Origin of the sequence: Stenotrophomonas sp. Nf1, assembly GCF_003028475.1 — a bacterium.
Taxonomy (GTDB): Bacteria; Pseudomonadota; Gammaproteobacteria; order Xanthomonadales; family Xanthomonadaceae; genus Stenotrophomonas.
This window is the reverse complement of sequence record NZ_PYTV01000001.1, coordinates 522,584-547,584: the sequence shown is the minus strand read 5'-3', so window position 1 is coordinate 547,584 and position 25,001 is coordinate 522,584. Positions and strand designations below refer to the sequence as shown.

Genomic DNA, 25,001 nt, shown 5'->3' with positions numbered 1-25,001 from the left:
CGACTCTACAGTCGTCGCGTCGTCACAGCGTTACCGCCGCAACGCGTTGATCGCCAGCAGCACCCATCCGGCCATCATGCTGGTACCGCCGATCGGCGCCATCCGCGTCGGCCACTGCCACAGCGCGCCGCCGACCAGGCTGCCGGAGAACAGCAGCACCCCCAGCAGCAGCACATACAGCGCCAGGTGTGCGATCGCCCCCTGTGCGCGCGGCCCGAGTGCCACCAGCACCGCACCGTGCGCAAACGCATACAGCGCCGCCATGTTCAGATGCTGCTGTGCCAGCGGATCGGCCACACCATGCGAGGCATAGGCAGACAGGCCGATCGAGGCGGCGGCCAGCAGCGCGCCAAGGCAGGCCAACAGGGAGGGCTTACGAGCGCGGCGTTCCAGATTGAACATGAGGGCTCCTTGCGCAGCGCCGCTTGCCGGGCGCCGGATGAAAAAAAACGCGCCGCAATGAGCGGCGCGTTTTCGTGTCCAACATTACATGGGTCAGCCGAAGCTTACTTGACGGCCCAGTAGATGTCGTAGGTACCTTCCGGGGTGAACGACTTGTCGATGCCGTCCTTCCAGGATTCGTACGGACGGTCGATGACTTCGTTGCCCGAGGTCACGGCCCAGGCACGCAGGCCATTGCGGGCCACGTCCAGACCCGCCATGTGGCCGGTGTAGGCCGCATGCGCCGAACGGTGCGGAGCCACGTGCAGGTACTTGACCGGAGCGCCGCCGTCGATCTTGACGGTCAGGGCTTCAGCGGTGGCACCTTCAGCACCCTTCTTCTTCACCGGCTGGGCGATGTCGAAGGCGTACTTCTCCTGACCGAAGTCGGTGGTGATGATGCGGAACGGGCCAGCGGCTTCAAGGCCATTGGCCTCCATCACGCGCTTGATCCACTCCTGGTTGTCCTTGATGGACTTGGTGATGGTGTCCTGGCCACGATCGACGTTACCGGCGTTGACCACCAGCAGATCCTCGGCCGGCACTTCAACAATGGCCAGATCGGTCAGCGGCGCTTCCGGGGTGCGGTAGTCGACGTTCGGGACGGTGGCGAGCATGTTGGCCATGCGCGACAGACCCATCTTGATGTCGTCGCCGATCTGGCGGCTGACATACAGGCCGGCATAACGGCCGAACAGGTCGAAGCCGTACTTCACCGAGTAGTCCTGGGTGATCTTGACGTTACGACCACCCTTGCCGGTCGGCTCCAGGGTGAAGGTGGTGACCTTGTCGTGACCCTTGGTGGCGTCTTCGATGGCGATCGCAACGCGCTTGTTCTCTTCGGCATCGGTGATCTTCCAGGAACCGGTGCCCAGGTCCTTGGAGGTGAAGTCGAGGGTGGCGCCCTTGCCGGAGGCCGGGCCGGACAGCTTCAGTTCAACGGCGGGATCGCGCAGTACCAGCGGGTTCCAGTCCTTGAAGCGGCGCAGGCTGCTGACCGTGTCGTACACGATCGTCATCTTGCGGTTGGTCTCGATGCTTTCGGTGATGTGACGCTCGCCCGGCAGACATACGCCAATGATGACGAACAGGCCAGCCACGATCCCCAAGGCGATCAGGAACTCGATAATACGGGTCATTCAGAGAGTCTCCGGGGCCGATCCCACGGCCGGGTTGATTGAAGCGAAGCGCCAATCCTAGCAGGCTTCGCGGGCATTGTTTATCGGGATTGGCGCACCGGTTTCCCTGCCGGCTGCGTATTTGTATGGACAAAGAGTTCGAAGGGTAACGCATACCGCTACCCGGCATGTAGGGGGGGCCGCTGGCCCGGCCCCCACATGGCCACCCAAGTCTTTGTATGAAAACGGTTTTCCTCAGACCAGCTGAAGTTCGAACGCCTTCAGCACGGCACGCGTCCGGTCGCGCACGCCCAGCTTGGAAAGGATGTTGGACACGTGATTCTTGATGGTGCCCTCGGCCACGCCCAGCGAGTTGGCGATCTCCTTGTTGGAGAAGCCGCTGGCCATCAGCCGCAGGATCTCGGTCTCGCGGTCGGTCAACGGATCGGGCCGGTCCAGGCTGACGAATTCGTTGCGCATGTGCTCCAGCCCGGACAGCAGGCGCTGGGTCACCGCCGGCTGCACCAGCGAGCCGCCGTCGGCCACGGTGCGGATGGCACCGACCAGCTGCTCCAGGGTGACGTCCTTGAGCAGGTAGCCCTTGGCGCCGGCCTTGAGCCCGGCCAGCACCAGCTGGTCATCGTCGAAGGTGGTGAGGATGATGGTCGGCGGCAGCTGCTCCTGCCGCGACAGCACCTGCAGCGCTTCCAGGCCGGACATCACCGGCATGCGCATGTCCATCAGCACCACGTCCGGGCGCACCTGCGGTATCAGCTCGACCGCCTGCCGGCCGTCGCCGGCCTCGGCCACCACTTCGATGCCGTCGTCGAGCGCCAGCAGGGAGCGGATTCCCTGCCGCACCAGGGTTTGGTCGTCGACCAGGCAGACGCGAATCATCAACGCACTCCTTCAGGAACCTTGGTAAGGGCCGCCACCAGCACCGTTGCCGGAACCGTCGCACGTACCCGGAAGCCTTCGCCGGGACGGGTCTCGATCTGCAGCTGGCCACCACATTGTTGCAGGCGCTCGCGCATCCCGCGCAAGCCGTTGCCCACATTGACCATATCCGCGCCGACACCGTCGTCGCGGGCCTCCACCACCACCCGGTCGGGGGCTTCACGGTACACCTTGATCCACAGGTGGCGGGCGCCGGCGTGGCGCACCGCGTTGGTGATGATCTCCTGGGTGCAGCGCAGCAGCACATGGGCCCGCTGCGGGTCTTCCACGTTCAGCGGGTCGTCGATCTCCAGCTGGATGTCCAGCGAAGGCACGTTCTCGGTCAACGGGCGCAGCGCCGCGGCCAGGTCGATGGCACCGGTCTCGCGCAGCTGGCTGACCACCTCGCGCACGTTGCCCAGCAGCAGCTTGGCCAGTGCGTGCGAGCGCTTCACGTGCTCCAGCGCCTGGCCCTCGGCCAGGTGTCCGGCCACTTCCAGGTTCAGGGTCAGCGCGGTCAGCTGGTGGCCGAGCAGGTCGTGCAGCTCGCGCGAGATGCGGGTGCGCTCGTTGACGCGCGCACTCTCGGCCAGCAGGGCCCGGGTCGCGCGCAGTTCGGAGTTCAACCGGCGCTGCTCGTCACGCGCCTCGGTCTGCTGCCGGGCGACCAGGCTGGTCACGAAGATGAACATGGAAAAGCCGCCGTACAGCAGCGACTGCATCACCGCCTCGAACAACGGGAAGCGCAGCAGCATGTAGTACACCGGCGCCACGGCCAGCTGGCTGACCAGCAGCCACAGCACGCCCAGCCGCACCGACAGCATCCACGGAATGACGCCGGCGGCGACCATCATCAGGATGCTGCCCAGGCCCGAACCGCTGAGGAAGCTGACCCCCAGCGCCGAGACCGTCAGCAGCAACAGCAGGCCACGGTCCAGCCAGCTGGTGTGGCTGTCGCTGCGCAGGATGCGGGTCAACCAGTAGTACGCCGTGCCGAAGGACAGGTAGGCCACGAACAGCAGGATCGCCCAGCCGCCCATGTCGTTGCGGCTGTGCAGGTTCTCGAACTGCGAATAGGCCAGCGGCAGGCCGACCATGACCCAAGTGAACAGGCCGGCCAGGCGGAGGACGCGGGTATGGCTGAGGGCTCCCAACATGCCAGCACTCTACGGGCCCGGCCTGCGCGCCGCACCCCACGGAAGTCATGCCTGCCCGGTCGCCTGTTCATGCCGCAGCCCACCCCGGGCATGCAATAATCGTGCGCAGGGTCCCTTGATGGACCAACCGCGTTACCCCACGGAGTCACAATGTCGATTGTCATCCGCGACGTGCGCGAGCACGAGCTCGATTCCGTCCTGGCTTTGAACAACAACGCTGGCCTGGCCATCCTTCCCCTGGATGCGGCCCGCCTGCGCCTGTTCTATGAAACCGCTGAGTATTTCCGCGTCGCCGAGCGCGACGGCAACCTGGCCGGCTTCCTGATCGGCTTCGGCAGCGACAGCCAGCACGACAGCAGCAACTTCGCCTGGTTCAAGCAGCAGCTGGACACCCCGTTCTTCTACATCGACCGCATCGTGGTCGCCAGCCGCCGCCGTGGCGGTGGTGTCGGCCGTGCGTTCTATGCCGACGCGCAGAGCTTTGCCGAGCTGCGCTACCCGCAGATGACCTGCGAAGTCTTCCTCGACCATGGCGCCGATGCCGCCCTGCTCTTCCACGGCAGCTTCGGCTTCCGCGAGCTGGGCCAGAACACCATGCCGCAGGTTGATGTGCGCGCCAGCATGCTGGCCAAGGAACTGTGCAGCTACCCGTGGGTCCAGGAGACCTATGGCGGCAAGCTGCCGGATGTGGCATGGACACGCGCCCGGCAGCTGCCGGCGCAGGCACAGCGGCCGACGGGGACCTGAGCGTGGCGGTGAATTTCGATTACGAACAGGCCGGTGAACTGAAGATCGGCCAGGTGGGCATCGCCAACCTGCGCATCCGCACCCTTGATGTCGAACGCCTCGTGCAGGAAATGCGCGAGCGCGTGACCCGCGCGCCGAAGCTGTTCGGCCGCGCTGCGGTGATCCTCGACTTCGGCGGCCTGAGCCAGGTGCCGGACGTGGCCACCGCGCAGGCGCTGGTGGATGGCCTGCGCAGCGCCGGCGTGCTGCCGGTGGCGCTGGCCTATGGCACCAGCGCGGTCGACCTGCTCTCGCAGCAGCTCGGCCTGCCGCTGCTGGCCAAGTTCCGCGCCCAGTACGAGCGCGCTGAGGCCGAACCGGCCCCGCCGCCGCCCGCAGCGGAACCCCGCCGCGCGACCCGCGCCGAACCGAAGCCGGCCCCGGCCGCACCGGTGGCCAAGGTGGCCGATGCCGCCGCACCGCAGCCGGGCCGCATGCAGCTGGGCAACGTGCGTTCGGGCCAGCAGCTGTATGCGGAGAACTGCGACCTGACCGTGATGGCCACCGTCGGCGCCGGCGCCGAAGTCATCGCCGATGGCAGCATCCATATCTACGGCACTCTGCGCGGCCGTGCGCTGGCAGGGGCCCAGGGCAACACCGCGGCACGCATCTTCTGCCGTGATTTCCATGCGGAACTGGTGGCCATTGCCGGCCACTACAAGGTACTGGACGATGTTCCGGACACTCTGCGCGGCAAGGCCGTGCAGGTGTGGCTGGAACAGGACCAGATCAAGATCGCTGCGCTGGACTGACGCAGCCCCAAACTAATGCAGAACCAGGAGAAGTCCTTTGGCTGAAATCATCGTAGTCACCTCCGGCAAGGGCGGCGTGGGCAAGACCACTTCCAGCGCGAGCCTGGCCTGTGGCCTGGCGCGGCGCGGCAAGAAGGTGGCGGTGATCGACTTCGACGTCGGCCTGCGCAACCTCGACCTGATCATGGGCTGCGAACGCCGCGTGGTGTACGACTTCGTCAACGTCGTGCACGGCGAAGCCACCCTCAAGCAGGCCCTGATCAAGGACAAGCGCTTTGACAACCTGTACGTGCTGGCCGCCTCGCAGACCCGCGACAAGGACGCACTGACCCAGGAAGGCGTCGGCAAGGTGCTCAAGGACCTGGCGGCCGATGGCTTCGACTACATCATCTGCGACTCGCCGGCCGGCATCGAGAAGGGCGCCTTCCTGGCGATGTACTTCGCCGACCGCGCCGTGGTGGTGGTGAACCCGGAAGTGTCCTCGGTGCGCGACTCCGACCGCATCATCGGCCTGCTGGACTCGAAGACCCACAAGGCCGAATCCGGGCAGAACGTGCCCGCCTTCCTGCTGCTGACCCGCTACACCCCGCTGCGCGTGGAAACCGGTGAGATGCTGAGCATCGCCGACGTCGAGGAAGTGCTGGGCCTGAAGGCCATCGGCGTGATCCCCGAGTCGGGCGACGTGCTCAACGCGTCCAACAAGGGCGAACCGGTGATCCTGGATGTCGAATCCGCTGCCGGCCAGGCCTATGACGACGCCGTCGCGCGCATCCTCGGCGAAGATCGCCCGATGCGCTTCACCACCGTCGAGAAGAAGGGCTTCTTCAGCAAGCTGTTCGGAGGGTAAGCATGGGCCTGTTCGATTTCCTCAAAGCGAAGAAGACCACCGCCGAAACCGCGAAGAACCGCCTTCAGATCATCATCGCGCAGGAACGCAGCCACCGCGGTGGCCCGGATTACCTGCCGCTGCTGCAGCGCGAGCTGCTGGAAGTGATCAAGAAGTACGTGAACATCGACGTCGATGCGGTGAAGGTCGACCTGGTGAAGGATGGCCAGCACGATGTGCTGGACATCTCCGTGGCGCTGCCCGAAGGCCCGGAAAAGCCCTGATCCCCTGCCCCGCCCGTGCCAGCATGGGCGGGGCCGGCTGACCCGCATGACCGACACGACACCCGAACCGAACGTCACCCGCGTCGGCGCCATCGCCTTCGCCGATGCGCAGCGCCTGCTCGCCGCGCATGGCCTGCAGCTGCACCACGTGGCCGACGGCGAGCCGATTCCCGGCAGCTACTGGGGCGAGCCCGAGGCGGGCATCATCGCCAGCAACGTGTACGTGCGCGATGACACCCCCGTGCATTCGATGCTGCACGAAGCCTGCCACCTGATCGTGCTGCCGCCGGAGCGGCGCGCGCAGGTGCACACCGACGCCACCGATTCGGTGCCCGAGGAAGACGCCACCTGCTACCTGCAGATCGTGCTGGCCGCGCAGCTGCCCGGTGTCGGCAGCCAGCAGCTGATGGCCGACATGGATGCGTGGGGCTACACCTACCGGCTCGGGTCTACCCAGGCGTGGTTCGAGCAGGATGCCGAAGACGCGAAGGCGTGGTTGATCGAGCGCGGGTTGCCGGTGGCGTGACGCGCCGTGAGCCGGGGTCAGATCCCTTTTGCGCAGCAAAAGGGATCTGACCCCATCGTTCCGAATGCAGAAGCAGTCGAGCAAGCTCGACTCTACGCGGCCAGCGCGCGCAGGGTGATGCCGACGATGTAGGCCAGATAGGTGCCGGTGGCGTAGCCCATCGTGCCCAGCAGCACGCCGACCGGCGCCAGCGCCGGATGGAACGCGGCGGCCACCACCGGTGCCGAGGCCGGGCCACCGATGTTCGACTGCGAACCGATGGCGAAGTAGAAGAACGGCACCTTCAGCAGCTTGCCCAGGCACCACAGCAGCGCGATGTGCACGCTGATCCAGATGATGCCCAGCAGGAACAGCCACGGCCGGTCCAGCAGCGCCAGCAGGTCCATCTGCATGCCGATGCAGGCGATCAGGAAGTACAGCAGCAGCGAGCCGAGCCGCGAAGCGCCGGCGCCTTCCAGGGTGCGTGCGCGGGTGAAGCTCAGGCCCAGGCCCAGCGTGGTGGACAACACCACCACCCACACGAACGGTGCGTCCAGGCTGAACTGCGCCGCCCAGCTGACGTTGAGCTTGAACCAGGCCGCCAGCGGCGCGCCGATGGCGTGCGCCAGGCCGACGCCGCCGAAGGCCACCGCCACGATCAGCATCAGGTCGGTAAGGCTGGGAATGCGTTCGTGCTCGGCCTGGAAGCGCGCGATGCGCTCCTTCAGCTCATCGATGGCCGAAGTATCGGCGCCACTGCGTGCATCGATCTTCGCCGCGCGCCCGGCCAGGAAGATCAGCGCGGCCATCCAGACGTAACCGACACCGACATCGACTACCGCGAACTGGCCGAAGGTGGTGGCATTGACGTCGAACACTTCGCGCATGGCCAGCATGTTGGCGCCGCCGCCGATCCAGCTGCCGGCCAGCGCGGCCATGCCGGCCCAGGTGTCGCCGGCCACGGTTTCCGGATGCACCGCGCGCATCAGCAGGAAGGCCACCACCGCACCGAGCATGATGCTGGCCGACGCGCCCAGGTACATCAGCACCAGCTTCGGGCCGAGCCGCAGGATGCCCTTGATGTCCACCGCCAGGGTGAGCAGGATCAGCGCCGCCGGCAGCAGGATGTCGCGCGCCACCGGGTTGTAGAGCTTGGTGTTCTGGCCGTCGATCAGGCCGACGGTGTTGTAGATGCCCGGCAGCAGATAGCACAGCAGCAGCGCCGGCACGAAGGTGTAGAAACGCTTCCACAGGCCCTGCTCGCGCGAGGCGGTCCAGAACACGGCACCGAGGGTGGCGGCGATCAAACCGAAGACGACGATGTCGTTCTGGATCATGCAGGTGCTCTTGTAGAGCCGAGCCATGCTCGGCTGCTGTTGGTGGAAGGTGTGCCGACCAACGGTCGGCACCCACCGGCGAAAATAGAAGCGCCGCCCCGGAGGGCGGCGCTGCAGTCATCAGTTACCGATGTGCTGCTTCAGCCAGGCATTGACGGTGTCGTGCCACAGGATGCTGTTGTTCGGCTTCAGCACCCAGTGGTTCTCGTCCGGGAAGTACAGGAACTTCGATTCGATGCCCTGGCGCTGGGCGGCGGTGAACGCGGCCAGGCCCTGCTCGACCGGGATGCGGAAGTCCTGCTGGCCATGGATGACCAGGATCGGCTTCTTCCAGTTGGCGACGTGGTTGACCGGGTTGAACTTCTCGTAGTTCGCCGCCTTCTGGTACGGGGTACCGCCCTGCTCCCACTCGGTGAACCACAGCTCTTCGGTGGCGTAGCCCATCATGCGCTGGTCGAACACGCCGTCATGGTTGACCAGGCACTTGAACGGGCTGTTCCAGTTGCCGGCGATCCAGTTGACCATGAAGCCGCCGTAGCTGGCGCCCAGCGCACAGGCCTTGTCACCGTTGAGGAAGGAATACTTCTTCAGCGCCGCGTCCCAGCCCTTCTGCAGGTCTTCCAGCGGGCGGTCGCCCCAGTGCTGGCTGATCGCATCGGTGAAGGCCTGGCCGTAGCCGGTGGAACCGTGGAAGTCGATCATCACCACCGCGTAGCCCTGGCCGGCGTAGGTCTGCGGGTTCCAGCGGTAGCTCCAGCCATTGCCGAAGCTGCCCTGCGGGCCGCCGTGGATCAGGAACGCCACCGGGTAGGACTTGCCTTCCTGGTAGTTGTGCGGCTTGACCACGTAGCCGTGCACGGTGTCGTTGTTCCAGCCCTTGAACTCGAACTGCTCGTAGTCGCCGAAGGACACGTCCTTCAGCACGTCGCCGGCGGCCGGGGTCAGCGCGCGCAGCTCGCCGATCGGCTGGCCCGCGGCCGGCAGCAGGCCGACCAGCACCTGGTCGTTGCTCTTCAGGCTGTTGCGGGTGATGGCCACGCTGTTGCCGGCCACGTCGACCGCAGTAACGCTGCCGTCGCCGATCAGCTTGGTGGCCTTGCCGCTGGCCACGTCGATCTGGAACAGCGGGTGCTCGCCGAGGTCATCGGCGGTGGTGTAGATGCTGGCGCCGTCGGCGGACAGGGCGATGCCACCGGCCGAACGATCCCACTGCGGCGCGATCTCGCGGGCCTTGCCGCTGGCCAGGTCCATCGCCATCAGACCGAAGCGGTCGGCCTCGAAGCCCGGACGCTTCATCGCGCGATAGAACAGGGTCTTGCCGTCGGCGCTGAACACCGGGCCGGCATCCCAGGCCGGATTGGACGCGGTCAGGTTGACCGGCGCCTGCTTGCCGGCGGCGTCGAAGCGGTACAGATCGAAGTTGGTCGACCACGGTTCCTGCTTGCCAGCCACGCGGATGCTGGCCACCACGCTGGCGCCATCCGGCGACCACACGAAATCATCGTTGCCACCGAACGGCTTGGACGGTGCATCACCGTCAATGGTGGCGCTCAGCGCCGAAGCGCCCTTGACCGGGCCGGCCTTGGCCGCCGGCAGCGGTGCCACGAACAGGGTGTTGCGACGGCCGTCGTTCCAGGTATCCCAGTGGCGCACGAACAGCGAATCCCAGACCTGCCCGCTGGCTTTGGCGTCCTTCTTTTCCTTCAGCCTGGTTGCGGTGCAGGCCAGGTCCGAGGCGCAGGCCTGGAACACGCCGGCGCTGAACAGCACGCGGTCGTCCTGCGGCGACACGTGGTAGCTGTCCACATCGACCGCGAAATCGGTCAGCTGGCGCGGCGTGCCGCCGTTGAGCGGCTGCGCGTACAGCTGCTGGCTGCCGCTCTTGGCGCTGAGGAAATACACGGTCTGGCCATCGGCCGACAGCGAAGCGGAATTGACGTTCCAGCCGGCCGGGGTGATCTGCTTCGGCGGCGCCGCGTCGCGGGTACGCAGGTTGCGCGCGAACAGCGCGGTGGAGGCCTTCAGGTTGGCATCGACACTGCGCTTGGCGAATACCACGGTGCCACCGTCGGCAGTAAGTACCGGCGCGGAAACGCGGTCCATCGCCACCATGTCGCGGACTTCCAGGCCACGGGCAGCGGCAACGCTGGGCAGGGCGGCCAGCAGGCTCAGTGGCAGCAGGGCATGACGCAGTTTCATCGGGGTCTCCGCAGGACGGCAAAAAAACGATGGTAGGCCCGCGTGGCCGGGGCTGCCAAGGCCATCGGTCATGGCTGCGGGCGGGCAGCGGCCGGCAACCAGGGGTATCTCGGAATTCCGGGATTGCCGGCCAGCGGCCGGCACTACCCATTGAATTCGGGATCCGACCCCGTTGCTTACGCCTTGGCGTGCTTGCCGGTGCGGTAGATCAGCCAGCCGACCAGGAACAGCACGGCCAGGCCGATCCACTGTGCACCCGGCAGGTGGAACGGCACGGCCAGCACGTCGGCGCGGCTGCTGACCACGATCGGAATCGCGATGGCGATACCCATCAGCGCCTCGCCGGTGATCAGGCCGGCGGCGAACAGCACGCCCGGCTTGTGCACGCGGTCACGGCCTTCTTCATCGTCGGCGCGCACCTTGTGGAAGCGCTCGACCAGGTAGGCGATCAGGCCGCCGAGGAAGATCGGCACCATCAGTTCCAGCGGCAGGTAGATACCGATGGCAGCGGCCAGCACCGGCACCCGGAAGCGGGCGTTGCGCGACTTCAGCCAGCTGTCGAAGGCGATGATGACGGCACCGACCACGGCACCGATGCCGATGAAGGTCCACGGCAGTTCGCCGCCGAACAGGCCCTTGGCCACCGAGGCCATCAGGTTGGCCTGCGGGGCGGCCAGCGCGTTCGGATGCAGCTCGGACTTCACGCCGATGCCGTAGGCGGTGGCCAGCAGGTTCAACACCGGCGCCATGATCAGCGCGCACGAGAACGCGCCGATGCCCAGCATCAACTGCTGCTTCCACGGGGTGGCACCGACGATGTAGCCGGCCTTGAGGTCCTGCAGGTTGTCACCACCGACTGCGGCGGCGCAGCACACCACCGCGCCGATCATGATCGCCGCCACCGCGCCCAGCGGCGCGCCGTAGGCACCGACCGGCTTGAGACCATCGGCGCCCAGCAGCACGACCAGCACGGCCGAGGCGAACAGGATGGTGGAGATGGTGATGCCCGAGACCGGGTTGTTGGACGAACCGATCAGGCCGGCCAGGTAGGCCGAGACCGAAACGAACAGGAAGCCGGCGACGATCATGATGATGGTCATCGGGATCGACACGTGCCACTGGCCGACGATGGCCTGGTACAGGGCCAGCAACGGCAGCACGAAGACCACCAGCGCGACCAGCATCCACTTCATCGGCAGGTCGCGCTCGGTGTGCGCCAGCGCCGGGCCACCGCTCTTGCGGGCGGCAGCAAAGCCGCTCTTGACGCCGTTCAGCAGCGACTTGCGCAGCGAGATCAGGGTCCAGATGCCACCGATCAGCATCGCGCCCACACCCAGGTAGCGCATCTTCGCGCCCCAGATGGCGAACGCGGCCTCGGTGGACGAGGCGGTGGCGACCGAGGCCGCCAGGCCCGGATCGGTGTTCATGAAGAACGCCTGGTAGATCGGAATGGCGATGTGCCAGGTCAGGATCGAGCCGGACACCACCACGATGCCGACGTTGAGGCCGACGATGTAGCCCACGCCCAGCAGCGCCGGCGACAGGTTGGTGCCGATGAAGGCGGTGACCTTGGAGCTGCCGACATAGGCCGAGGTGGCCCAGGCATCGGGGATCAGGCGCAGGCCGCTTTCCGCAGCCAGCTTGACGAAGGCGCCGATCACCGCCGACAGGCCGAGGATCTTCAGGCCCGGGCCCGGGTTCTCACCGGCCTTGAGCACTTCGGCGGCGGCCTTGCCTTCCGGGAACGGCAGCGGGTCTTCAACGATCATCGAACGGCGCAGCGGCACCGAGAACAGCACGCCCAGCAGGCCACCGAGGCCGGCGATGCCCAGCACCCACCAGTACTTGAAGTCCGGCCAGTAGCCCATGATCACCAGCGCGGGGATGGTGAAGATCACGCCGGCGGCGATTGACGAGCCGGCCGAGGCGCCGGTCTGCACGATGTTGTTTTCGAGGATGGAGCCACCGCCCAGCAGGCGCAGCACGCCCATGGAGATCACCGCGGCGGGAATGGCGGTGGCGATGGTCAGGCCTGCGAACAGACCGAGGTAGGCGTTGGCCGCCGACAGCACCACCGCCAGCACGATGGCCAGGGCCACTGCGCGGAAGGTGAGCTGCTTGGGCGCAGCGTCGTGGTTCATGGAAGCCCCTGCTGGCAAAAAATCCCTTGCACGCTAGCGTTCAGGGGGCGGCAAGTCCAGTGCGCATGGTCACCGCCGCCCAGGGCCTGTCGCCCTCTCCGGCCGGTACGGCAAGGCCAACCGGCCGATCCGGCAAGGCCGGCCAACACCTGCGGCAAAAAAGGGGACGGAGGGGATTAAGTCGCATTTGGCATAAGCCGCATGCCCCGCGCCATCCCCTTCTATAATCGCGCCCTTTCCGCAGTTCCCGCCGTCGATGACCGTTGCCGCTACCGCCTCCGACGACTTCCTGGGCCATCCCAAGGGCGTCTACGTCTGCTTCTTCACCGAAATGTGGGAGCGCTTCTCCTTCTACGGCATGAAGGCGCTGCTGCTGCTGTACCTGACCAAGTACCACCTGTTCGGCGACAAGGCCGGCCTGGACCTGCTCGGTGCCTACGGTGGCCTGGTCTACTGCATCCCGGTGTTCGGCGGCATGCTGGCCGACCGCTGGCTGGGCATGCGCCGGGCGGTACTGTTCGGCGGCATCCTGCTGGTGCTGGGCCACCTCGGCATGGCCTTCGAAGGCCACGCGGCGTACCGGGTCAACGGTGAAGTGGTGCGCGATACCTCGGCGCTGGCCGTGACCTACCTGTCGCTGGCGTTGATCATCATGGGCGTGGGCTTCCTCAAGCCGAACATCTCCACCATCGTCGGCAAGCTGTACGCCAAGGACGACCCGCGCCGCGATTCGGGTTTCTCGCTGTTCTACGCCGGCATCAATCTGGGCGCGTTGTTCTCCTCGCTGGTGTGTGGCTTCCTGGGTGAAGCCTACGGCTGGAAGTACGGCTTCGGCGCGGCCGGTATCGGCATGCTGGCCGGCCTGGCCATGTTCCTGTGGGGCCAGAAGTACCTGCAGGGCCATGCCGAACCGCCGCAGCCGGCCGCGCTGAAGCAGAAGGTGCTCGGACTGCCGCGCGAATGGCTCATCTATCTGTGCGCAGTGCTCGGTGTGCTGCCGGTGGCGTGGCTGATGTGGGCCGCCGGCAACGGCGCGTTCGCGCTGGGCGGCGAAATCAGCCTGGCGCTGATGCTGATGCTGGTGGTGCTGGGCGGCGTGCTGGTATGGTTCGCCTGGTTCACCGGCACCAAGTGCACGCCGGTGCAGCGCCAGCAGATGATCGCGCTGATGGTGCTGATCTTCATGGCGCTGGTGTTCTTCACGATGTACGAGCAGTCCTATGGCTCGTGGGTGACCTTCACCGACCGTCTGCTGACCAAGGACATCGTGCCGTCGCTGGTGATCACCGGCGGCACTCCGCTGCCGTGGTCGATCCTCTCGCTGCTGCTGGCACCGCTGGGCTTTGTGGTCAGCGCGCGGTTGTCCGAGCGCCGCCCGGGTTCAGCCGCGCCACGTACCTTCTTCGCCGCCATCGTCGTGCTGATGCTGGTGCTGCTGGTGCGCGACTGCCTGGTGATTCCGCAGACCGCCGGCTCGCTCACCTATCTCGGCGGCCTGTTCCTGGTACTGCTGGCACCGGCCTTCGCCGCGCTGTGGACCTGGATGGACCGCCGTGGCTGGGAGCCGGGCAAGCCGGTGAAATCGGCCTGGGGCCTGGTGATCGGCGCGCTGTCGTTCGTGCCGCTGGCGCTGGCCGCACAGCAGGTCGGTGCCACCGGCGAGATGGCCAGCGTGTGGTGGCTGGTGCTGGCCTACTTCCTGCTGGCCAGCGGCGAAATGTGCCTGTCGCCGGTCGGCCTGTCGGCGGTGACCCAGCTGGCGGTGCCACGGGTGATGAGCCTGATGATGGGCACCTGGTTCCTGGCCACCGCGTTTTCGGAAACGCTGGCCGCGCTGTTCGGCAAGCTGGCCGCGATCGAGGTGCCGGAAGGCGAATCGCTGGACATGGTGGCCGCGGCCGGTGCCTACGCGCACCTGTTCTGGCTGCTGATGTGGATTGGCCTGGGCTGTGCCCTGGCCGCCTTCATCGCCGCGCCGCTGCTGAAGCGGATGATGCACGGGGTGAAATAGGCCCCGGCTTCAGTGCAAGCCGCCGCGCACGGCTTCGGCCGCCTGCAGCCGCATGCTCTGGATCTTGTCGCGGGTCTCTTCGTCCAGCGCTGAAGGATCGATGTTCTCCACGCGCAGCACGTCCGGCAGGAAGCGGCTGATGTTGGACGGCTTGCCCCACTCGTCGACCACCGGCGTCGGCAGCAGCGCGCGTGCCTGCAGCGCCGCGTACCCGCCGACGGGCAGTTCCCAACGCTGGGCATCCGCGCTCCAGTGCAGGGTGGTGAATCCGGTCAGCGTGGCCCTGTTGGCGCTGCCGATGGACGCGCGCAACGCACCCAACACCTGCCGGTAGTGCTGTTCCAGCGCATCTTCTGAAAGTGATGCTGCCATCACCGGTACCGCGATGGCATCCAGCGCCGGTACCGTGCATTGAGCTTCAATGCGTGCGCGCAGGCGTTCTTCGTCGATGAACTCTGCACGCACCGGCTGACATTGCAGGGACGAGATCGCCGCGGCGGCGACATAGGCTTCCACTTCGCTGCGCAGTGACTCGCGCAGAACAGGCGGTATCCATAGCAGGACCTGGGTGACCAGCTCCTGCGGGTCCAGTTGTTCAAGGGTCTGTGCGCTGAAGTCGGCGAACATCGCCCTCTGTGCGACTGCATCCACGGGTCGCACTTCGTCCATGGAGATCGACTGTCTGGCGAGTGTCTCGACCAGCTGCTGATCACCGGACCACGCGCGCCCCTTCCAGAACGAAAGCAGCTGCATTTCACCACCGTTTGCCTGGGGCCAGCGCCGATCACGCTCCATGCCCGCCTGCAGATCGGCCAGCACCTCACCCGCTGCCGGGCGGCGCCCCTCCGTCAATGCGTCCATCGCGGCCAAAGCGAGAACCCTGTGCGCCGAAATGTAGGAGGTGATGCATCTGTACTGAACCTCGAAAACCGTTGCATGGGCGGGCAGTGGGGTGTCTCCAAAGCGCTCCAGCGCATGACCCTGCAGTGGCGCATTCTCCGGCTGCTCCTCGACGCGGTGCGCCATGCAGCGCGACGCTCCGGCACTGTTGGCCTGCGCCAGCAGTTTCCGCGCCGCCTGTGCTTCAGCCCCCGCCGCCGCCTTGCCGTACAGCGCATCGATCCAGCTGTCGGTCAGCCCGGTTGCCACCGCGATGGCGGTGGTCATCATCCTGATCTCGCTTTCAGCGCCTGCGGGCGCATCCTGCTGGGCGCCCGTGAACCAGCGATGCAGCTGCAGCGCCTGCTCGTGCACGGCGCCGGTGTTGAGCAGCGACCGGGTGACCTCCTCGGCGTCGTAGCGTTCCGGCACCTGGGCCTGTGCGGCCACAGCCAGCAGCCCACAGCAGACCAGCAGCCGGCGCCCACAGCGGGCAAGCCGGGAGGATGAGAAAATGCGCGGGGCCATGGCAGCGATCGGTCGGGAAAAGCGTGATGATCCCCACCCGATGGATCGATGGTCCATGCAACATGTTGCAAAGATGCGCACCGGAACGCTGTCGCGGGCACGCCGCCGCGAGCACCTGGTCCACGGCGGCGACGCTCAGCGTCGCCGCCGTGACGGCATCAGGGCGCCTTGTCCTTGCCGGCCGCAGGCGTGGTGGTGGCGGTCTTGCCACCCAGGCTGCGCGACAGGAACGCCAGCAGCTTGTCGTAGTACTCGCTGCGATGCGCCTCGGTGTAGAAGCCGTGGCCTTCGGTCTTGTAGTACAGGCTTTCCACCGGCGTACCGGCGCGCTTGAGCGCCGCTTCCATGCGCTCGGTGTGCTGGATCGGTGCGCGCTTGTCTTCGCCGCCGGCGGCAAGGAACACCGGCACCTTGATCCGTTCGGCCAGGTTCACCGGCGACACCGCGCCCAGCTTGGCCGGGTCGCCCAGCCATTCGCGCAGGTAGGTCACGCCTGAGCCGCGGTCCTGGATGTCACCACGGGTGTACATCATCGGCAGATCGTAGACACCCACATAGCCGGCCGCGCACTGGTACAGCCCGGGTTCGCGGGCAGCCCCCATCATCGCCGCATAGGCACCGTAGCTGGCACCGTAGATGCAGATGCGACGGCCATCGGCGATGCCTTGGCTGATCGCCCAGCGGGTGGCATCGGTGAGATCGTCCTGCATGGCCGCGCCCCACTGCTGCGCGCCGGCCTGGGTGTGCGCCCGGCCATAGTTGCCCGACCCGCGGAAGTTGACCTGCAGCACGGCATAGCCAGCAGCCGCCAGCATCTGGGTCTCGCGGTCGTACTCGCCGGAATCGAAGATTTCAAACGGGCCACCGTGCGGCAGCACCACCATCGGCAGGTTGCGGCCGTCACTGCCGGCCGGCAGGGTCAAGAAGCCATGCAGCGGCAGGCCGTCGCGCGCCTTCAAGGCGATCGGGCGCACCTTGGCGCTGCGCTCGATATCGATCCAATCGCTGCGGCTGATCAGATGATCGGCCTTGCGCGCCACGGTGTCGTACACGTAGAAATCGCCCGGGTTGGAGCCCGACCAGGTCTCCACCAGCACGACGCGACCGTCCCGGGTGCTGGAGGTGACGTAGACCGGGCCTCCGAAGGCGGCTTCCAGGCTGCGGTACAGGCGCGCCTCCGGCGACTTCTCGTCGAAGAAGCGGGTACGCGGCGTATCGCCCATGTACAGCGCGCCCACCGGCACGTGGGTGCCGGGCCGATGGATGATGCGATAGGGGTTGACCACTTCGTCGCGCAGCAGCGTGGCACGCTCGCCGGTCTGCGGGTTCCAGCTGATGATCGCATCCGGGCCCTGGGTCTGCTCGACGTTGAGATAGGCCAGGCTGTCATCGGCCGAGAAGCCGATGGCGGTTTCGATGCGCTTGCTGACGGCCTCGTCGTTGATCAGCTTCCAGGTGTCGCCGGAGCGCTCACGGAAGTAGAGCTTGTTGACGTTGTCGCTGCCGGAGCCGTGCACGAAGCGCACTTCGCCGGCGCCGTCGGTGGTGAACTCCCCCCGCCGTACCGGCGAAGACGCCACCCGCGTACGACGGCCGCTGGCTACATCCATGCGATCGACGCGGGTGTAGGGATCTTCGGCCAGCGGCCACACGGTCACCAGCACGTTGCGTTCATCGCCCGGCAGGTCGTCGGCCAGGAAGGCGGCCACCGCTTCGACCTTCTTCGGCTGGATGCGCGTACCCGGGCCCTTGCTTTCGACGCGGTAACCGACCAGCAGCTCGCCGCGGTTGCCGTTGGCATCGATGGCGTAAAGCTCGCCGGTGGGGTTGGGCTGATCCAGCGAGCCCCATTTCTCGGCCAGGCCGATCAGCAGGCGCTCGTTGCTGACCCAATCAAATGTCTGCGCATGATTGCGGCTGGGCGGCCAGAAACTGCCGACCACCTCCTTGTCCTTCAGGCGCAGGATCGCGATCGCGGTGCTGTCCTCCCTCGGCACCGTTGCCGCTACGTACTCGCCCCCCGGCGAAATCTTGATATCGGTGAAGGTCTCCCGACGCAGGTACTGCGTCAGATCCACCGCCCCCGCGCTGCCAGCGGCAACGCCCCCGATGACGACCAGTGCGGCCGCCAGAATTGTCCTGCGCATCCTTCCCCCTGTTCCAGTGGACACCTTGTCCTGGTCGTCGATTCTAGGCAGGGCCGGGCCTTTCCCGCCAGAGCCGGAAAAGACGACGGCACCGTTGCCGGTGCCGTCGTTGCCACTACCTTGGAGAGAGAGTCAGGACGTGGGTTCGGGGGGCGCGCGCCGGGTCAATGGACCCCGCGCAGCGCCAGCATGAGGGCCAGGATGCTGAGGATCACGGCGATGGTGCCGTCGAGCACGCGCCAGGTGCTGGGCTTGGTGAACAGCGGCGCCAGCAGGCGCGCGCCGAGGCCCTGCGCGGTCAGCCACAGGCAGCTGGCGGTGACCACGCCGGCAGCGAAGGCCATGCGGGCGTTGCCGAAGTTCTCGGCGATCGAGCCGATGACCATCATGTCCAGCCAGAAGTGCGGGTTGATCAGCGAGAAGCCGACCGCAGCCATCAGCACCGCGCGGCGGCTGCCGTCATCACTGTCGGCCTCGCCCATGCCGCCGCCACCGGCAATCGCACGGCGCGCCGACTTCATGGCATACCAGGCCAGGAACGTCACACCGGTCCACAGCACGGCGGTGGTCAGCCACGGCAACGCCGAGGTGAGCGTGCGCAGGCCGGCCACGCTGGCGAAGATGAAGATGGCATCGATGGCCGCACAGGTGGCGACCACCGGCACGATGTGCCTGCGCAGGATGCCCTGGCGCAGAATGAAGGCGCTCTGGGCGCCGACCACGGCGAACAGGCCGATGCCGGTAGCTGCACCAGAGAACCAGGCACCGAGGCCGGTGCTGGCGGAGATGACCGAGAACATGGGATTCACTGCCTTTACTTGCTGGGGGGACGGCGCCTCGCGAAGGCGGACAGCACCGGAACGGGCGCCATTGTCGCGCCGCAACATTAAAAAGACGAGCTAAACTTCCTAAACCAACATTAGCGGAGCTTAATTCGATGCGTATCGACCATGCCCAGCTGCGCGCTTTGGCCGCGGTGATCCGCGAGGGCAGTTTCGACCGCGCCGCGCAGTCGCTCAATGTCACGCCCTCGGCGATCTCGCAGCGGGTCAAGGCACTGGAGGACCGGGTCGGTCGCCTGCTGGTCAAGCGCGGCACCCCGGCCACCGCCACCGCCGAGGGCCAGCTGCTGGTGCAGCTGGCCGAACAGACCGCGCTGCTCGAACACGACGCATTGCACCGGATGGGCCTGGCCGACGAGGATCTGCCTCAGGCCAGCATCCCGGTGGCGGTGAACCACGACAGCCTGGAAACCTGGTTCCCGCAGGCGGCTTATCAGTTCGCGCAGAGCACCGGCACCACGCTGGACCTGCGTGTGGAAGACCAGGACCACACCGTGGAGCTGCTGCGCCAGGGCACGGTGCTGGGCGCAGTGACCACGCTGGACGAGCCGGTGCAGGGCTGCCAGATCCACGCGCTGGGCAGCATCCGCTACGCCGCCACCTGCACCCCCGAGTTCCGCGAGCGTCATTTCGCCAAGGGCGTGACCGCGCAGGCGCTGGCTCAGGCGCCGGTGCTGGTGTTCAACCGCAAGGACGACATGCAGTCGCGCTTCGCCCGGCGCATGGCCGGCGGCGACCTGCCCAGCACCGCCCCGACCTGGTGGATCCCCTCCACCCGCGCCTTCGTGCAGGCCAACCTGGGGGGCATGGGCTGGACCATGAACCCGCTGCCGCTGGTCAAGCGGCACCTGGATGCTGGCCGCCTCGTCTACGTGCGCCAGCGCGCATGGGAAGACGTGCCGCTGTACTGGCAGCACTGGAAGGGCGACGTGCAGACCATGGCCCTGCTGACCCGCGCGGTGCTGGACGCCTCCTCGGCGCTGATCCGGCGCAAGCGCTGAAAAGGGGCTCCATCGGATCTCCATGATTCCTACACACCCGGTCCATGCGTGATGCGGATACTGGCCGGCCGATCACTGCAAGGATGCCCTGCATGCCTGTATTCGTCCGCGATGCGCGCCCCGAAGACGCCGCCGCCTGCATCGACCTGCGTGGGCGTACCCGCGAAAACGCCTTCAGCCCCGCGCAGTTGGCCGAGCTGGGCATCACCGCGCAGACGTGGGCCGAAAGCACCGCCGCCGGCGATTTCATCGGCCGCGTCGCCTGGGAGGGCGAGCGCATGGTCGGCTACTGCTTCGCCGACCGCGACAGCGGTGAAGTGCTGGTGCTGGCCCTGCTGCCGGATTACGAAGGCCGTGGCATCGGCCGCCAGCTGCTGCAGGAGGTGGTCAGCCTGACCCGCGATGCCGGCCACCGGCGGCTGTTCCTGGCCTGCTCGGCCGACCCGCGCTCGCGTTCGCATGGCTTCTACCGGCGCCTGGGCTGGCGCCCGACCGGGCAGATCGACGAGGTCGGTGACGAGATTCTTGAGTTGGTCTGATTGAAGGCGTCGCCAGGCATGGCCTGGCGCTACCGGGTGGGCACGGCACGGCATGCCGGATGCTGCGTTGCATCAAAAAAGGACCGGATCCGGTTAGAATCGCGTCTGGATGCTGCAAGGCGTTGTTTCTTCACGCCCTTTCCCTGCTTCATGCGCATCCTGAACTCCTCCCCTCCGCCAACGATCCCGCCCCCATGAAGAAATTTGGCAAGGCCCTGCTCGCCCTGCTCGTGCTGCTGTTGCTGGCCGCCGCGCTGTTCCTGTACTGGCCGCTGACCCAGCGCTCGGTGCCCGCCGCCAGCAACGACAAGCCCGTCGACGTTGTGCTGGTCGGCGCCGGCATCATGAGCATCACCCTGGCCACCTACCTGCAGGAACTGCAGCCGGACTGGAACATCCAGGTCTACGAACGCCTCGACGGCGTCGCCGGTGAAAGCTCCGACGGCTGGAACAACGCCGGCACCGGCCACTCGGCGTTCGCCGAACTGAACTACACCCCGGAACTGCCCGACGGCAGCATCGAGACCAAGCGCGCGGTCGGCATCGCCGAATCGTTCGAGGTCTCGCGCCAGTTCTGGTCGCACCAGGTCAAGCAAGGCCGGCTCAGCCAGCCCAGCGACTTCATCAACCCGACCCCGCACATGAGCTTTGTCTGGGGCGATGACAACATCGCCTACCTGCACAAGCGCCAGCAGGCCCTGGTGAAGAATCCGCTGTTCTACGGCATGCAGTATTCGGAAGATCCGGCGCAGATCAAGCAGTGGGCACCGCTGCTGATGGAAGGCCGTGATCCGAAGCAGAAGGTGGCCGCAACCTGGATGCCGCTGGGCACCGACGTCAACTTCGGTGTGATCACCCGCCAGCTGACTTCCGGCCTGCAGCGCAGCCCGAACTTCAGCCTGCATCTGAACCATGAGGTGAGCGCGCTGCGGCAGAACGCCGACAAGAGCTGGAACGTGACGGTGAAGGACCTCAAGGCCGGCACCGAGTCCACCACCCACGCCCGCTTCGTGTTCATCGGTGCCGGTGGCGCTGCGCTGAAGCTGCTGCAGATGTCGGGCATTCCGGAGTCGAAGGACTACGCCGGCTTCCCGGTTGGCGGCCAGTTCCTGGCCTTCCAGGGCCAGGACGTGACTTCGCGCCACGGCGTGAAGGCCTACGGCATGGCCGAGACCGGGTCGCCGCCGATGTCGGTGCCGCACCTGGATGCGCGCAAGCTGGACGGCAAGCCGGTGGTCCTGTTCGGGCCGTTCGCGCTGTACAGCACTAAGTTCCTCAAGCACGGCTCGTGGTGGGACCTGTACTCCTCGGTCACCCACAACAACGTGGGCCCGATGCTGGAAGTGGGCAAGGACAACCTCGACCTGGTGCAGTACCTGATGGGCCAGGCGCGTCTGAACGACGCCGATCGCCAGGCCGAACTGGTCAAGTACTTCCCCAACGCCAAGCCCGGCGACTGGAAGCTGGTGACCGCCGGCCAGCGCGTGCAGATCATCAAGCGTGACCCGTTGAAGGGCGCGGTGCTGCAGTTCGGTACCGAGATCGTGACCGACAAGGATCACACCCTCGCCGCCCTGCTCGGCGCTTCGCCGGGTGCCTCGACCTCACCGCCGATCATGCTGGACCTGATGGCCAAGGCCTTCCCGGACCAGATGAAGGCCGGTTGGGAAGCGCGCCTGCGCGAGATCGTGCCGTCGTACGGGCGCAAGCTCAACGACAGCGCGGCGCTGACCAACGAGATCCGCACGCTGACCAGCCAGACCCTGCACCTGCCGTACCTGGAGGTACCGGTGGACGCCAATGCGGCAGCCCCTGCACCCGCCGTGGTTCCGGCCGCGGTTCCGGCGCCGGCCAAGGAAAAGCGCAACGCCAACGAGGAACTGCAGGCGCTGTAAGCCGGCCGTTTCCTTTCGACGCACACGGACGGCCACCTTCGGGTGGCCGTTCGTTTTTGTGCGCCGACGGGTCGGATCCCTCCCGAACGGGAGGGCTCTGACCCGTCCCCAGACGCTGATGGCCGGGGTCAGAGCCCGTTGCCTGCGCAACGGGATCTGACCCCATCCCATCGCTGCCATACGCCGGAAAGCCTATGCGCATTGATACGAATTGTAATGTTGTTAAGAATTATTTACATTTGCGTCCTGCGCAGTGACCGCGCCCCTCCCAGATGGAACTGACGTGCCCGAAGCCGCCGCCCCGGGTGCTGGACGACTGTTGCCGCCCTTCCCCGCCTCCACGCTTCGAGCCCACCATGTCCCTGACCCTGCGTAACCGCCTGCCCCGCCGCGCACTGCTGCCGGCGGCCCTGCTTTCGTCGCTGTCGCTGCTGGCCGCACCCAGTGCGTTCGCGGCGGCCGATGGCGCCGCCGATGCCAAGACCCTGGACCGGGTCAGCGTTCGCGCCGAACAGTCCGCACCACCGTCGAGCACCACGCGCCTGCCGATCACCCTGCAGGAAACCCCGCAGTCGGCCACGGCGATCAGCCTCAAGCGCCTGCAGGACGAGTCGCTGTTCAGCATCAACGATGTGATGCGCACCGTGACCGGCGTCAGCGTGTCCTTCTATGACACCCAGCGCCCGCTGTACTACGCCCGTGGTTTTGCCATCACCGATTTCCAGGTCGATGGCATTCCCACTTACAGCGGCTCGACCAACCAGGAATACGACACCGCCTTCTATGACCGCATCGAAGTGATCCGCGGTGCCAACGGCCTGCTCAGTGGCGCCGGCGTGCCGTCGGCCACGGTGAACCTGCTGCGCAAGCGCCCGGGCAAGGAGTTCGATGCCTCGTTCGCGGTCAGCGCCGGCAGCTGGGACTACCGCCGCATGGAGGCCGATGTGACCGCGCCGCTGACCGATGACGGCCGTTTCCGCAGCCGCGTGGTCGCCGCCTATACCGATCGCGGGCTGTACTACGACCGCTACAAAGAGAACAAGATGGCGGGCATGGCGGTGCTGGAAGGCGACGTCACCGACAGCACCACGATCACCCTCGGCTACCAGAGCCAGGACAACAACCCGGTCGGATCCACCTGGGGTACCGTGGCGTTCTTCGACAACCAGGGCAACTTTGCCCACTTGGCGCGCTCGACCAACCTGTCGCCGAAATGGAGCTACTGGAAGCGCGAGAGCAACACGGCCTTCGCCAATCTGGAGCAGCGCCTGGGCGAGGACTGGTTGCTGAAGATCAACACCGCCTACACCCGCGGCAACGTGCAGAACGTGCGCCTGTACGGCACCGGCAACCCGGACCCGGTAACCGGCTCGGGCATCTACCTGCGCGCCGCGGCGGGTGATTCCAAGGACACCCGCCGCAACGTCGATGCCTACCTGACCGGCACGTTCCCGCTGTTCGGCCGCGACCACGACCTCACCCTGGGTGCGCAGTGGTCGGACCTGGAAGGAACCACCAATACCGTCGCGCTGAATTTCCCGCGTGACTGGGCCACCTGCGGGCGCGAGCGCTGCTACTACATCCCGAATGTCTTTGATTGGGACGGCGACATTTCCGAGGTGACCTACACCCGCACCGGTGCACGGCGCGTGGCAAAGACCACCCAGAGCGGCGTCTACCTGGCCACCCGCCTGCACCTGGCCGATCCGCTGTCGCTGATCGCCGGTGCGCGCCTGAGCCGCTGGCAGACCCTGAGCCGTTCCTACAACGCGGCCGGCGCCTATACCGGCACCAGCGGCGCCTACAAGGTCAGCGACGAAATCACCCCGTATGTGGGCCTGGTCTACGACATCACCCCGAACGTGTCGGCCTACGCCAGCTACACCGAGATCTTCAATCCGCAGAACTACAAGGACCGCAACGAGAACCTGCTGGCGCCGGTGCAGGGTTCGAATCTGGAAGCGGGGATCAAGACCCGGTGGTTCGACGGCCGCCTGACCGCCAATGCGGCGGTGTTCGAGGCCAAGCAGGACAACTACGCCGTGCGCGACATGAGCGTGCCGGAGGGCACCCTCAGTGATGGCAGCTCGGCCTACATCGGCATCAACGGCACCAAGGCGCGGGGCTGGGAGATGGACGTCAACGGCGAAATCCTGCCGGGCTGGACGGTCAATGCCGGCTACACCCACGTCAAGGTGACCCGCGCCGCCACCGACCTGCTGTACGCCAACCCGCCCGAGGACCTGCTGCAGCTCAACACCCAGCTGCAGCTGCGCGGCGCGCTGGAACGGCTGAGCATCGGCGGCGGCGTGCAGTGGCAGAGCAAGGTGCAGGGCTACAACATCGCCTACCCGCTGGGTGGCACGGTAACGGTGAACCAGCCCGCGTACTCGCTGGTGCAGTTCAACGCCAACTACCGCATCAGCGACAACTGGACCGCGACGCTGAGCGTGCGCAACGCGCTGGACAAGACCTACTGGGCCAACCTGGACTACAACAACTTCGGCGAACCGCGCTTCGTGGCGGCCAGCCTACGCTGGAAATTCTGAGGCAGGCACATGCCCGGGATCGGATCCCTTTCCGCAGGAAAGGGCTCTGACCCCAGGCAGCAGGACAGGGCCCGCCTCCGCGCGGGCCCTTACTTTTGCTGCACTGCAGGTTGCACTCCGCGCTGTAA

20 protein-coding genes are annotated in these 25,001 nt (G+C 66.6%); 10 read left to right on the top strand and 10 right to left on the bottom strand.

Annotation, left to right across the window (positions count from 1 at the left end; all coding sequences use genetic code 11):
* Window positions 1–30 precede the first annotated feature (30 nt).
* The 4 genes from C9412_RS02685 to C9412_RS02670 all read right to left on the bottom strand — a co-directional run bounded on the left by C9412_RS02685 (window position 31) and on the right by C9412_RS02670 (window position 3,652).
* On the bottom strand, window positions 31–402 hold the full coding sequence (locus C9412_RS02685) for a DUF423 domain-containing protein (protein WP_019659313.1): 372 nt from the start codon (window positions 400–402) through the stop codon (window positions 31–33).
* 104 nt (window positions 403–506) lie between these two features.
* Window positions 507–1,580, bottom strand: coding sequence for an SRPBCC family protein (locus C9412_RS02680; protein WP_107230198.1), 1,074 nt, complete (start codon window positions 1,578–1,580; stop codon window positions 507–509).
* Window positions 1,581–1,814: 234 nt separating this feature from the next.
* Complete coding sequence (locus C9412_RS02675) at window positions 1,815–2,456, bottom strand: response regulator transcription factor (RefSeq protein WP_057496222.1); 642 nt, start codon at window positions 2,454–2,456, stop codon at window positions 1,815–1,817.
* A complete protein-coding gene (locus C9412_RS02670) occupies window positions 2,456–3,652 on the bottom strand; it encodes a sensor histidine kinase (RefSeq protein ID WP_107230197.1) in 1,197 nt (398 codons plus the stop codon). Before C9412_RS02670 ends, C9412_RS02675 begins: the two co-directional genes overlap by 1 nt.
* A gap of 150 nt (window positions 3,653–3,802) precedes the next feature.
* Here C9412_RS02670 and C9412_RS02665 point away from each other — a divergent pair, with 150 nt between their 5' ends.
* The 5 genes from C9412_RS02665 to C9412_RS02645 are packed head-to-tail and all read left to right on the top strand — an operon-like array spanning window position 3,803 to window position 6,826.
* Window positions 3,803–4,399, top strand: coding sequence for a GNAT family N-acetyltransferase (locus tag C9412_RS02665; RefSeq protein ID WP_010483371.1), 597 nt, complete (start codon window positions 3,803–3,805; stop codon window positions 4,397–4,399).
* On the top strand, window positions 4,345–5,190 hold the full coding sequence (gene minC / locus C9412_RS02660) for a septum site-determining protein MinC (RefSeq protein WP_107230196.1): 846 nt from the start codon (window positions 4,345–4,347) through the stop codon (window positions 5,188–5,190). The genes C9412_RS02665 and minC overlap by 55 nt, the downstream gene beginning before the upstream one ends.
* A gap of 37 nt (window positions 5,191–5,227) precedes the next feature.
* Window positions 5,228–6,037, top strand: coding sequence for a septum site-determining protein MinD (minD, locus tag C9412_RS02655; protein ID WP_107230195.1), 810 nt, complete (start codon window positions 5,228–5,230; stop codon window positions 6,035–6,037).
* 2 nt (window positions 6,038–6,039) lie between these two features.
* Window positions 6,040–6,300: a cell division topological specificity factor MinE gene (gene minE, locus C9412_RS02650; protein WP_053516176.1), complete on the top strand. Its 261-nt coding sequence runs from the start codon at window positions 6,040–6,042 to the stop codon at window positions 6,298–6,300.
* Window positions 6,301–6,346: 46 nt separating this feature from the next.
* The gene (locus C9412_RS02645) at window positions 6,347–6,826 is read left to right on the top strand and encodes a hypothetical protein (RefSeq protein ID WP_107230194.1); all 480 of its coding nucleotides are present in this window, start codon (window positions 6,347–6,349) and stop codon (window positions 6,824–6,826) included.
* Between the two features lie 92 nt (window positions 6,827–6,918).
* Here C9412_RS02645 and C9412_RS02640 read toward each other — a convergent pair whose 3' ends face one another.
* The 3 genes from C9412_RS02640 to C9412_RS02630 all read right to left on the bottom strand — a co-directional run bounded on the left by C9412_RS02640 (window position 6,919) and on the right by C9412_RS02630 (window position 12,482).
* A complete protein-coding gene (locus tag C9412_RS02640; protein ID WP_107230193.1) occupies window positions 6,919–8,142 on the bottom strand; it encodes a DUF819 family protein in 1,224 nt (407 codons plus the stop codon).
* A gap of 120 nt (window positions 8,143–8,262) precedes the next feature.
* On the bottom strand, window positions 8,263–10,341 hold the full coding sequence (locus C9412_RS02635; protein ID WP_107230192.1) for a S9 family peptidase: 2,079 nt from the start codon (window positions 10,339–10,341) through the stop codon (window positions 8,263–8,265).
* Between the two features lie 176 nt (window positions 10,342–10,517).
* Window positions 10,518–12,482, bottom strand: coding sequence for an oligopeptide transporter, OPT family (locus C9412_RS02630; RefSeq protein ID WP_107230191.1), 1,965 nt, complete (start codon window positions 12,480–12,482; stop codon window positions 10,518–10,520).
* A 256-nt stretch (window positions 12,483–12,738) separates the two neighbouring features.
* Between C9412_RS02630 and C9412_RS02625 the strand changes: the two genes are divergently transcribed.
* Window positions 12,739–14,493 (top strand): oligopeptide:H+ symporter, encoded by a 1,755-nt coding sequence (locus C9412_RS02625; protein ID WP_107230190.1) that lies wholly within the window; start codon window positions 12,739–12,741, stop codon window positions 14,491–14,493.
* A gap of 9 nt (window positions 14,494–14,502) precedes the next feature.
* Here C9412_RS02625 and C9412_RS02620 read toward each other — a convergent pair whose 3' ends face one another.
* The 3 genes from C9412_RS02620 to C9412_RS02610 all read right to left on the bottom strand — a co-directional run bounded on the left by C9412_RS02620 (window position 14,503) and on the right by C9412_RS02610 (window position 18,847).
* Window positions 14,503–15,957 carry a hypothetical protein gene (locus C9412_RS02620; RefSeq protein ID WP_146161733.1) on the bottom strand — a complete coding sequence of 485 codons (1,455 nt, stop codon included), beginning with the start codon at window positions 15,955–15,957 and terminating at the stop codon, window positions 14,503–14,505.
* 101 nt (window positions 15,958–16,058) lie between these two features.
* Window positions 16,059–18,047, bottom strand: a complete 1,989-nt coding sequence (locus C9412_RS02615) for a prolyl oligopeptidase family serine peptidase (protein WP_107230188.1) — start codon at window positions 18,045–18,047, stop codon at window positions 16,059–16,061.
* 164 nt (window positions 18,048–18,211) lie between these two features.
* Window positions 18,212–18,847, bottom strand: a complete 636-nt coding sequence (locus tag C9412_RS02610) for a LysE family transporter (RefSeq protein WP_057496234.1) — start codon at window positions 18,845–18,847, stop codon at window positions 18,212–18,214.
* Window positions 18,848–18,984: 137 nt separating this feature from the next.
* On the opposite strand from C9412_RS02610, the gene C9412_RS02605 reads away from it, so the two are divergent.
* The 4 genes from C9412_RS02605 (at window position 18,985) to C9412_RS02590 (ending at window position 24,873) form a co-directional block, all read left to right on the top strand.
* Window positions 18,985–19,890: a LysR family transcriptional regulator ArgP gene (locus C9412_RS02605; RefSeq protein ID WP_107230187.1), complete on the top strand. Its 906-nt coding sequence runs from the start codon at window positions 18,985–18,987 to the stop codon at window positions 19,888–19,890.
* Window positions 19,891–19,982: 92 nt separating this feature from the next.
* A complete protein-coding gene (locus C9412_RS02600) occupies window positions 19,983–20,429 on the top strand; it encodes a GNAT family N-acetyltransferase (RefSeq protein ID WP_107230186.1) in 447 nt (148 codons plus the stop codon).
* A 194-nt stretch (window positions 20,430–20,623) separates the two neighbouring features.
* Complete coding sequence (gene mqo / locus C9412_RS02595) at window positions 20,624–22,324, top strand: malate dehydrogenase (quinone) (protein ID WP_107230185.1); 1,701 nt, start codon at window positions 20,624–20,626, stop codon at window positions 22,322–22,324.
* A 356-nt stretch (window positions 22,325–22,680) separates the two neighbouring features.
* The gene (locus C9412_RS02590; protein WP_107230184.1) at window positions 22,681–24,873 is read left to right on the top strand and encodes a TonB-dependent siderophore receptor; all 2,193 of its coding nucleotides are present in this window, start codon (window positions 22,681–22,683) and stop codon (window positions 24,871–24,873) included.
* Window positions 24,874–25,001: the final 128 nt, after the last annotated feature.

What these genes read in the sequence shown, in the direction of transcription:
- C9412_RS02685 (WP_019659313.1), bottom strand. Translation starts at nt 402, where the DNA reads ATGTTCAATCTGGAACGCCGCGCTCGTAAGCCCTCCCTGTTGGCCTGC.
- C9412_RS02600 (WP_107230186.1), top strand. Translation starts at nt 19,983, where the DNA reads ATGCCTGTATTCGTCCGCGATGCGCGCCCCGAAGACGCCGCCGCCTGC.
- C9412_RS02675 (WP_057496222.1), bottom strand. Translation starts at nt 2,456, where the DNA reads ATGATTCGCGTCTGCCTGGTCGACGACCAAACCCTGGTGCGGCAGGGA.
- C9412_RS02640 (WP_107230193.1), bottom strand. Translation starts at nt 8,142, where the DNA reads ATGATCCAGAACGACATCGTCGTCTTCGGTTTGATCGCCGCCACCCTC.
- C9412_RS02645 (WP_107230194.1), top strand. Translation starts at nt 6,347, where the DNA reads ATGACCGACACGACACCCGAACCGAACGTCACCCGCGTCGGCGCCATC.
- C9412_RS02615 (WP_107230188.1), bottom strand. Translation starts at nt 18,047, where the DNA reads ATGCGCAGGACAATTCTGGCGGCCGCACTGGTCGTCATCGGGGGCGTT.
- C9412_RS02590 (WP_107230184.1), top strand. Translation starts at nt 22,681, where the DNA reads ATGTCCCTGACCCTGCGTAACCGCCTGCCCCGCCGCGCACTGCTGCCG.
- C9412_RS02670 (WP_107230197.1), bottom strand. Translation starts at nt 3,652, where the DNA reads ATGTTGGGAGCCCTCAGCCATACCCGCGTCCTCCGCCTGGCCGGCCTG.
- C9412_RS02665 (WP_010483371.1), top strand. Translation starts at nt 3,803, where the DNA reads ATGTCGATTGTCATCCGCGACGTGCGCGAGCACGAGCTCGATTCCGTC.
- C9412_RS02605 (WP_107230187.1), top strand. Translation starts at nt 18,985, where the DNA reads ATGCGTATCGACCATGCCCAGCTGCGCGCTTTGGCCGCGGTGATCCGC.
- C9412_RS02610 (WP_057496234.1), bottom strand. Translation starts at nt 18,847, where the DNA reads ATGTTCTCGGTCATCTCCGCCAGCACCGGCCTCGGTGCCTGGTTCTCT.
- minC (WP_107230196.1), top strand. Translation starts at nt 4,345, where the DNA reads ATGGACACGCGCCCGGCAGCTGCCGGCGCAGGCACAGCGGCCGACGGG.
- C9412_RS02680 (WP_107230198.1), bottom strand. Translation starts at nt 1,580, where the DNA reads ATGACCCGTATTATCGAGTTCCTGATCGCCTTGGGGATCGTGGCTGGC.
- C9412_RS02625 (WP_107230190.1), top strand. Translation starts at nt 12,739, where the DNA reads ATGACCGTTGCCGCTACCGCCTCCGACGACTTCCTGGGCCATCCCAAG.
- C9412_RS02635 (WP_107230192.1), bottom strand. Translation starts at nt 10,341, where the DNA reads ATGAAACTGCGTCATGCCCTGCTGCCACTGAGCCTGCTGGCCGCCCTG.
- C9412_RS02630 (WP_107230191.1), bottom strand. Translation starts at nt 12,482, where the DNA reads ATGAACCACGACGCTGCGCCCAAGCAGCTCACCTTCCGCGCAGTGGCC.
- mqo (WP_107230185.1), top strand. Translation starts at nt 20,624, where the DNA reads ATGAAGAAATTTGGCAAGGCCCTGCTCGCCCTGCTCGTGCTGCTGTTG.
- minE (WP_053516176.1), top strand. Translation starts at nt 6,040, where the DNA reads ATGGGCCTGTTCGATTTCCTCAAAGCGAAGAAGACCACCGCCGAAACC.
- C9412_RS02620 (WP_146161733.1), bottom strand. Translation starts at nt 15,957, where the DNA reads ATGGACCATCGATCCATCGGGTGGGGATCATCACGCTTTTCCCGACCG.